Here is a 10,051-nt window from a genome sequence, read left to right as displayed (position 1 = left end):
GATTCACCGCCGAACCCCGCACCACACCCAACACCCGACGCCCATGACGACGCGCATCCGACAACCGCTCCAGCAACAACACACCCACACCCTCGCCCCAGCCGGTGCCGTCCGCGGCGGCGGCGAACGGCTTGCAGCGGCCGTCGGGGGCCAGGCCCCGCTGGCGCGAGAAGCCGGTGAACACCTCGGGCGTGGCCATGACGGTGACGCCGCCCGCGAGGGCGAGAGTGCACTCTCCCTGTCGTAGTGCTTGCGCGGCCAGGTGGATGGAGACGAGGGACGAGGAGCACGCGGTATCGACTGTCACCGCCGGGCCTTCGAGGCCCAGGGTGTAGGCGACGCGGCCGGACACGACGCTGCCGGAACCGGCCAGCATGGAGTAGCCCTCCAGCTGGGCGTCCTGGGCCAGGCCTGCCGCGTAGTCGTGGTACATCACGCCGACATACGTGCCGGTCGGGCTGCCCTTGAGCGTCGTCGGGTCGATGCCCGCACGCTCGAACACCTCCCACGACACCTCCAGCAGCAGCCGCTGCTGCGGATCCATCGCCAGCGCCTCCCGCGGATTGATCCCGAAGAACGCCGCGTCGAAATCACCGGCGTCGGGAAGGAAGGCCCCTTCGTCGGCGTAACTGGTGCCGGGGTGGTCCGGGTCGGGGTGGAAGAGCCGTTCGAGGTCCCAGCCGCGGCCCGTCGGGAACTCTCCGACCGTGTCCACGCCTGCCGCGACCAGCTCCCAGAGTCCTTCCGGTGAGGTCGCTCCGCCCGGATATTTGCAGGCCATCGCGACGATCGCCACCGGGTCGTCCGTCGCGGCCGCGGCAGGCGCCACGGGCACGGCGAGTGCGGCGCTCCGGCCGCCCAGGCGTGTGTCGAGGTATGCCGCCAGCGCCTGGGGGGTGGGGTGGTCGAAGGCCAGTGTGGCGGGCAGGCGGAGGCCGCTCGCCGCCGAGAGGCGGTTGCGCAGCTGCACCGCGGTGAGCGAGTCGAAGCCGAGGTCCTTGAAGTTGGCTTCGGTGCGTACGTCGGCCGCCGACCGGTGGCCGAGCACGGCCGCCACGCATTCGCGTACGACTTCGGTGACGACAGTCCGGCGCTCGGCCTCGTCCAGGCCCGCGAGCCGCCGCTCCAGCGCGGCCTGGTCGACGGTGGAGTCGGTCGCCGCCCTGCGGCGGGTCCGGCCCGCCAGGTCGCGGAGGATCGCGGGTACGTCGTCCCTGTTCAGACCGCGTACGTCGATACCGGCCGCGACAACCAGCGAGGTGTGCGCGGCAGCGGCACGCGCCGCGTCGAGGAGGGCGAGGCCCTGCTCGTCCAGCAGCGGCTTCACACCGCCGGCGCGCAGCCGCGCGAGGTCGGCGTCGTCCAGGTGCCGGGTCATGGCGCTGCCTCGTGCCCACAGGCCCCAGGCGATCGACAGGCCGGGCAGGCCGGTGGCGCGCCGGCGGCTGACCAGGGCGTCGACGAAGGCGTTGGCGGCCGCGTAGCCGGCCTGGCCCGCGTTGCCGAGGACACCGGCGGCGGACGAGAACATCACGAACAGGCCGAGCGGCAGCTCCGACGTGGCCGCGTCCAGGTTGGCGGCGACGGACGCCTTGGCCGCCCACACCCTGGCCAGTTGGTCGGCGGTCTGGGCGGTGACCACGGCGTCGTCCAGGACCCCGGCCGCGTGGATCACGCCGGTCAGCGGGTGCGCCGGGTCGACCGACGCGACGAGGTCCGCGGTGGCCCGCCCGTCCGTCAGGTCGGCCGCGGCGATCCGCACCGTCGCGCCCAGGCCGGTCAGTCGGTCGGCGAGGTCGCGGGCGTCCGGCGCGTCGGGGCCCTGCCGGCTGACGAGCAGCAGGTGCCGCACCGACCAGGCGCGGACCAGGTGCTCGGCGACGAGACCGCCCATCATGCCGGTGCCGCCCGCGATGAGGACGGTGCCGTCGGGGTCCAGCGTCACATCGGCCCCGGGCCCGGCCCCGACTCCGGGCCCTGATCCCGACCCGGATGCGGCTCGGGCGAGGCGGGGAGCCATCGGCTCTCCCGCCCGTAGGGCCAGCTGCGGCTCTCCGGCGGCGAGGGCCCGCGCGACGGCGGCTCGGTCCGTACCCGACGCTGTGCTGCCATCGGTGTCCAACAGGACGAAGCGGTCGGGGTGTTCGGCCTGTGCGCTGCGTATCAGGCCCCACAGGGCGGCGGCCGGGGCGTCGACGGGGACGGGGTTCATGTCGTCGTCAGCCGGGGTCGTCACCGCGTGGTGGGTGATGAGGACGAGCCGGGTCTCGGCGAGGCGCGGTTCGGCGAGCCAGTCCCGCAGCAGGTGCAGGGTGCGCTCGGCGACCGCCCGGCCGGGCGCGTCGAGCGCCGCGTCCGCTGTGGCGTCCGCTGTGGTGTTCGACGTGGCGTTCGATGTGGCGGTGGTCTCCACGAAGACGGTCGCGGGGGCTTGCGTCCCCTCGTCCAGCGCGGCCGACAGGGATGCCATGTCGGCGTGCCGGGGGATGTCCGCTCCGGCCCAGGCCGGTACGTCCTGACCGAGCACCGCCCAGCCGTCGTCTACGGCATGCTCCGCCACGGCCGCCGGGGGCAGAGCCGTCCACTCCACCGTGAACAAGCCGTTGTTGCCGCTGCCCGCCTGGCCGGCCGCGCGCAGCAGTTCGGGGTCGGCGGGCCGCAGAGCCAGGGAGTCCACGCTCAGCACCGGCGCTCCGGTGGCGTCGGCGACCGTCACGCGCAGCCCCGCGCCGTCGTCCGTCTCCCCGTCCGCGTGTTCCCCGTGCGGGGTCAGCCGCACCCGCACGGTGGCGGCGCCGGTGGCCCACAGGGAGACGCCGTTCCACGCGAAAGGCAGGCGGAGGACGTGCCCTTGCTCTTGTCCTTCACCTTCTTCGCCTCCTTCACCTCCTTCACCGGGTCCGTTCCGGTCGAGCAGCAGCGCCGGGTGCAGCGCGGCGTCCAGCAGTACGGGGTGAATGCCGAAGTCGTCGTACGTACCCGCCTCTTCGGGCAGCTCCACCTCGGCCAGCAGATCCTGACCGTGCCGCCACACGGAACGCAGGCCCCGGAACGACGGCCCGTACTCGTATCCCGCCGATGCCGCCTGCTCGTAGAGTTCGCTGATCTCCAGCGGCTCGGCCCCCGCCGGCGGCCACTGGCCGCTCAGGCCGTCCGGTACCGCACCGGGCTCGGGGCTCAGCACCCCGGTCGCGTGACACGACCACCCCTCGTCCTGCCCCGCTGCCTCGTCGTCGGAGTCGACACGGGAGAAGACGCGCACCTCACGCCGGCCGCCCTGACCGTCGGCCGCGCCCACGACCACCTGGACCTGGAGGCCCCCGGAGCCGGGCAGCACCAGGGGTGCCTGGAGCGTGAGCTCCTCAAGGGTGGGGCAGCCCGCCTCGTCGGCGGCCCGCAACGCCCACTCGACCAGAGCGGCGCCGGGGACGAGCGTCGTGCCCGCCACAGAGTGGTCGGCGAGCCAGCCACCACCACCGCCGGAGGTCGCGAGCCGTCCGGTCAGCACGAGCGCCCCGTCGGCGAGACCGAGCGCCGCGGGCAACAGCGAGTGTTCCAACCGCCGCAGCCCGGCCGACCGCACATCTCCGACACCGTCCACCGGCAACCAGTAGCGGCGGCGCTGGAAGGCGTAGGTGGGCAGGTCGATGGTGCGGGGGGTGGGGTCGGCCGGGAACCAGCGCCGCCAGTCGACCTCCGCGCCGGCGGCGAAGGCCTGGGCGGCGGCGCGGGTCAGCTGGGTGGTGTCGCCGTGGTCACGGCGGAGGGTGGGGACGACGGTGGCGGGGATGTCCGCCTGCTCGATGGTCTCCTCCATGCCCAGACCCAGCACCGGGTGGGCGCTGGCCTCGATGAACAGGCGGTAGCCGTCGGCGAGCAGCGCTTCGATGGTGTGGGCGAAGCGGACCGGTTGGCGGAGGTTGGTGACCCAGTAGGCGGTGTCGAGGGCGGTGGTGTCCGTCAGGCGCTCGGCGGTCACCGTCGAATAGAAGGCGACGTCGGTGGTCGTCGGCTGGATATCGGCGAGCCGGTCGGTGAGGAGATCGTGGAGCTGGTCGATCTGGGGACCGTGGGAGGCGTACCCGACATCGATGACGCGGGCGCGCAGCCCCCGCGCTTCCGCGTCCGCGACCACGGCCGCCACATGCTCCGGCGGCCCCGAAATCACCGTCGAGGAGGGCCCGTTGACGGCCGCGACAACCACGCCCGGCCGGTCGTCGCCGATGAGCTCAGCGGCCAGCTCGGCCCCGGCGCTGAGGGATGCCATATCGCCGTGCCCCTGCAGCTGACGGAGCGCGTCACTGCGTACCGCCACGATCCGCGCCGCATCCTCCAACGACAACGCACCCGCGACACACGCGGCGGCCATCTCCCCCTGCGAGTGCCCGATCACGGCAGCCGGAGTGATGCCGTAATCCGCCCACACCGCAGCCAGCGACACCATCACCGCCCACAGCACCGGCTGCACAACCTCAACCCGGGACAGCTCCGCCCCGTCCCCGCGCAACACATCCGTCAGCGACCAGTCCACATGCGCCGACAGCGCAGCCTCACACTCCGCGATCCGCGCCGCGAACACCGCCGACTCGTCCAGCAGCTGGGCACCCATGCCCACCCACTGCGACCCCTGCCCCGGAAACACCAACACCGGCCCAGGACCCACATCACCGGCCACCCCGGCCACCACATCCGCCGAAGCCTCACCTGCAGCCAACGCCCCCAGACCAGCAGTCAGCGCATCCCGGTCACGCCCCACCACCACAGCCCGGTGTTCAAGAAGTGCCCTGCTCGTGGCCAGTGACCAACCGACGTCAGCGGTCGTCGGGTCCGTATCGGCCACGAACTCGCGCAGCCGCCGCGCCTGTTCGCTGAGCGCTTCCTCGGTCCGCGCAGAGACCACCCACGGCATCACCCCACCCGGCTCCGCGACCGCGGGGGCCGGCGCGTCGTCCTCCGGCGCCTCTTCCAGGACCACGTGCGCGTTCGTGCCCGAGATGCCGAAGGAGGAGATTCCGGCGCGGCGCGGGCGTTGGCCGCGCGGCCACGGGACGGGTTCGGTGAGGAGGCGTACGCCGCTGCCGTCCCACTGGACGTGCGGGGTCGGCTCGTCGACGTTCAGGGTGGCGGGCAGCAGGTCGTTCCGCAGGGCCATCACCATTTTGATGACGCCGGCGACGCCCGCGGCGGCCTGGGTGTGGCCGATGTTGGACTTGACCGAGCCGAGCCACAGCGGACGGTCGTCCTCGCGCTCCTTGCCGTAGGTGGCGATCAGCGCCTCGGCCTCGATGGGGTCGCCCAGTCTGGTGCCTGTGCCGTGCGCCTCGACCACGTCGATCTCCGCCGTGGAGAGGTGGGCGCTGGAGAGCGCCTGGCGGATGACGCGGCGCTGCGAGGGGCCGTTGGGGGCGGTGAAGCCGTTGCTCGCGCCGTCCTGGTTGATCGCCGAACCCCGGATCACGGCGAGGACCTTGTGGCCCTTCTTGCGTGCGTCGGAGAGGCGCTCCAGGAGGATCAGCCCCGCGCCCTCGCCCCAGCCGGTGCCGTCGGCCGCGGCGGCGAACGGCTTGCAGCGGCCGTCGGGTGCCAGGCCGCGTTGGCGCGAGAACCCGGTGAACACCTCGGGGGTGGACATGACGGTGACGCCGCCCGCGAGGGCGAGGTCGCACTCGCCCTGGCGCAGGGCGTTGGCCGCCAGGTGCATCGCCACCAGCGAGGAGGAGCACGCCGTCTCGACGGTCACCGCCGGGCCCTCCAGGCCCAGCGTGAAGGAGAGGCGGCCCGAGAGGACGCTGGGCGCGGTGCCCGCGTAACCCTCGGTCGCCTTGCCTCCGGGGTCGCCCTGGGTCTGGTTGCCCGTGGTGGCGGCGCCGACGTAGACGCCGGTGGGGCTGCCCTTGAGCGAGGCGGGGTTGATGCCCGCCCGCTCCAGGGCCTCCCAGGACGTCTCCAGGAGCAGTCGCAGTTGCGGGCTGCTGGCCAGGGCCTCGCGCGGGCTGAAACCGAAGAAGTCGGAGTCGAACCGGTCGGGGGCGGCGAGGAACCCGCCCTCGCGCACGTAGCAGGTCCCCGGGTGGTCGGGGTCCGGGTGGTAGATGCCTTCCAGGTCCCAGCCCCGGTCGGTGGGGAAGGGCTCGATGGCGTCGTCGCCGGCGGCGACCAGCTCCCACAGTCCTTCGGGCGTCTCGATGCCGCCGGGGAAGCGGCAGGCCATGCCGACGACGGCCACCGGCTCCTGCCGCCTGTCCTCCACCTCGCGCAGACGCTGCCGGGTGTCGTGCAGTTCGGCGGCGACCCGCTTGAGGTAGTCGACCAGTTCCTCTTCACTCGCCATGAGAGTTCACCCAGCCTTCAGCGTGGTTGTCGCGCCGTGCACGGTCGTTTCACACACCCAGTTCTTTGTCGATGAAGTCGAGGACCTGGTCGGTCGTGGCAACCTGCAGCTGCTCCTTCGTGCTGCCCGAGCCGGGCACCGCGCTCGCCGCCTTCCAGTTCGACAGGAGGGCTTCCAGCCGGGCCGTCACCGCGTCGGCGTCGAGGTGTTCGACGAGGGTGGAGGAGAGCGCGTTCTCCAGTTTCGCCAGGTCGCGGAGGACCGGGTCGGTGGCTTCCGCACCGGCGGGCGTGTCGCCGTCGGGCGTGAGTTGTGCGCCGAGGTGTTCGGCCAGGATGTCGGCGTCCGGGTGGTCGAAGACCAGCCCTGCGGGCAGCCGGAGACCGGTGGCGGCGGACAGCCTGTTGCGCAGTTCGACCGCGGTCAGGGAGTCGAATCCGAGTTCCTTGAAGGTGCTGCCCGTGGTGAGGCTGTCGGGGTGGTGCCCGAGCACGGTGGCGGCCTGTTCCCTGATGAGCCTCACCAGCGTGTGGTGCCGGTCGGACGGCGGCAGCGCGGCCAGCCGGCCCGCCAGATCGGCGGGCTGACCGCCCGCCGTCGCGGTCGGCCTGCTCGCTCCGCCGGCGGTGGCGGCGGCCAGGCCGCGCAGCAGGGCGGGCCTCGTGTGCACGGGGTGCGTGGCCAGGGTGCGCAGGTCGAGGTTGAATCCCACCAGGTGGGGGCGGCCGTGGCGGTGCGCGGCGTCGAACAGGGCGAGACCGTGCGCGTTGCTCATGCCCTTGACGCCGATGCGCGCCATTCGGGCCACGTCGGTGTCGCTGAGTCCGCCGGTCATGCCCCGGGGAGCGCCGCCGGCCGGGGCGCCGGGCTGGTTGTCGGCCATGGGGCCCGCCGTGCTGTCGGCCATTGCACCCGCTTTGCCGTCGGCCATTGCGTCCGCCGTGCCGTGGGCGGCAGCACCTGTCTCGGTGGCGGCGGCAGCACCCGTCTTGGCGCCCGGCGCCTCCCAGAGGCCCCAGCCGACCGACAGGCCGGCCTGGCCCCGGGACCGGCGGTGCTGTATCAGCGCGTCGCAATACGCGTTGGCGGCCGCGTAGTTGGCCTGGCCCGAGCTGCCTAGCGTGGCGGCTGCCGAGGAGAACACCGTGAACATCGCCAGCCGCGCTCCCCGCGTCGCCTCGTGGAGGTTCGCCGCCGCGGCGGCCTTCGCCGCCCACACGCGCGCCAACCCCTCGGGCGTCTGCGCGGTCACGACGCCGTCCTCCAGCACACCCGCCGCATGCACGACACCCGTCAACGGATGCGAGGGATCCGTCTTGCCGACGAGTTCCACCACCGACTCCGGGTCGCTGACATCGGCCGCGACGATGGCGACCTCGGCACCCAACTCGGCTAGTTTGGACATCAGTTCGTCGCACCCCGGGGCGTCCGGCCCGCGACGGCCGGCCAGCAGCAGGTGCCGTACACCCCACTCCCGCACCAGATGCTCGGCCACGACCTGACCCAGCGCGCCGGTGCCCCCGGTGACCAGAACCGTGCCCTCGGGGTCGAGGGCAGGCGGGATCTCCAGCACCAGCTTGCCGGTGTGCTTCGCCTGACTCATGAACCGGAACGCCTCCTGCGCCTTGTCCAGCGGCCAGGAACGTACCGGCAGCGGCTTAAGCCGTTCTGAGGCGAACAACATGACGAGCTGGTCCAGCATGCTGCTGATGCGGTCGGGCCCGGCATCACCGACCAGGTCGTACGCCGTGTACGAGACGTCCGAGCGCTCCGCGGCCACCTCCTCCGGCGTGCGCACATCGGTCTTGCCCATCTCCAGGAACCGGCCTCCGTCGCCGAGCAACCGCAGGGAAGCGTCGATGAACTGACCGGCAAGGCTGTTGAGTACGACGTCCACGCCGCGCCCGCCCGTGACCTCCCTGAATGCGCCCTCGAAGGCGAGGTCACGGGAGGAGGCGCGGTGGGCGGCATCGATGCCCATCTCCTCCAGCACGGCATGCTTGCCCGCACTCGCGGTGGCGAACACCTCGGCACCCAGGTGACGGGCGATCTGCACCGCCGCCATCCCCACACCACCCGTAGCGGCATGGATCAACACCCGCTCGCCCGCCCTCAAACCGGCCAGCTCCACCAACCCGTACCAAGCCGTCAAGAACGCCGCCGGAATGCCGGCCGCCTCCTGCATGCCCCAGCCCTGCGGAACCGTCGTGACCATCCGCGCCTCGGCGATCACCACAGGGCCGAACGCACCCTCGAACACACCCATCACGCGGTCGCCCACCGAAACGTGAGTGACCTCGGAACCGACCTCGGTCACGACACCGGCACCTTCGCCGCCCATGGCCCCGTACGCGGGAACCATGCCCAACGCCACCAGGACATCACGAAAGTTGATGCCCGCGGCGTGCACGGCGATACGTACCTGCCCCGGCGCCAAGGGCTCCAGGGCCTCCGGGCAGGCCACGGCGGCCAGGTCGTCCAGCGAGCCGTCGCGCACCATCCGCAGGCGCCACGCCGGTTCACCGGGCGGCGCTACGAGCTGCCCGGTGGAGTGGTGTGCCTGGGCCTGGGTCAGTCGCGGGACGTAGAGGTCGCCGTCTCGCAGGGCGAGTTGAGGTTCGTCCAGATCCTCGGCGGCCTGGCGCAGTTCCTTGCCGTGCCGGTGGAGATCGACGTCGTCGGCATCCAGGTCCACCAGGACGAAGCGGCCGGGATTCTCCGACTGCGCACTGCGGATCAGGCCCCATACGGCTGCGGCATCCGTGTCTACGTCACCGTCACCGCCGTCGCCGGTGGCCACCGCGCCGCGCGTCACCACGAGGAGCCGGGACTCCGACAACTCCGTTGTGGCCAGGAACTCCTGTACGAGCGACAGCACCTGCTCGACGACCAGCAGACCGGCAAGACCAGCGCCCGCAGAGGTCGCGGAGGTCGCAACGGGAGCCACCACGGCCCACGGCGCGTCACCTCCGGCCTCCGGCACCACATCGGCCAGGCGGCCGCCACCCTCCGAGAGCACGACCCAGTCGAGGCCCGTGTCGGCATCCGTCTGCGACACATCCGTCCGCGACAGCGGCAGCGGCGTCCACTCCACACTGAACAGGCCCCGTACGTCGCGCTGTTGGGCTGCGGCAAGCTGGCCCGGCTTCACGGGGCGTGTCTGGAGTGAGTCGACGCTCAGAACGGGACCGCCGGTCGCGTCGGTCACCGTCACACTCAGCCCTTGGTCGACGCTCGCCCCGACCGGCCGGAGGCGAACGCGCACGGTCGTGGCTCCGACCGCCCGCAGAGAAACTCCGGCCCACCCGAACGGCACGTAGAGCTGGTCGTCACCGGAGCCGTCCATGAAGCGGGCGGCGAGGAGCGGGTGGAGGGTGGCGTCGAGGAGGGCGGGGTGGATGCCGTAGCCGTCGTGCGCGCCGGCGGCCTCGGGCAGCACGACCTCGGCCAGCAGGTCGTGGCCGTGCCGCCACACGGCACGCAGCCCCCGGAACGCCGGACCGTACCCGTACCCGGCCTCGTCGGCCTGCGCGTAAAAGCCCTCGACATCCACCGGCTCGGCACCGGCAGGAGGCCATACCCCGCCCAACTCCTCACCCGTAAGGGCTGTTTCGGGAGACAGTACGCCGGCCGCGTGGCAGATCCACGAGTCGTCGCCACCCACGGTGGCCGTATCAGGGCGGCTGTAGATCTGAACTCCGCGTCGCCCGTCCTCACCCG

2 protein-coding genes are annotated in these 10,051 nt (G+C 72.5%); both read right to left on the bottom strand.

Features of this window, described 5'->3' with window-relative positions; genetic code table 11:
• Positions 1–6,331 (bottom strand): type I polyketide synthase (locus tag AB0H82_RS36180; protein ID WP_362999792.1); only part of this gene is annotated, 6,331 nt, incomplete at its 3' end.
• A gap of 49 nt (positions 6,332–6,380) precedes the next feature.
• On the bottom strand, positions 6,381–9,995 hold the full coding sequence (locus tag AB0H82_RS36175; protein ID WP_362999791.1) for an SDR family NAD(P)-dependent oxidoreductase: 3,615 nt from the start codon (positions 9,993–9,995) through the stop codon (positions 6,381–6,383).
• Positions 9,996–10,051: the final 56 nt, after the last annotated feature.

The sequence above is a fragment of the Streptomyces sp. NPDC050732 genome (genome assembly GCF_040654255.1).
Classification (GTDB): Bacteria; Actinomycetota; Actinomycetes; order Streptomycetales; family Streptomycetaceae; genus Streptomyces.
Note: the sequence above shows the minus strand (reverse complement) of the source record. Positions and strands in the feature narration are given on the sequence as shown.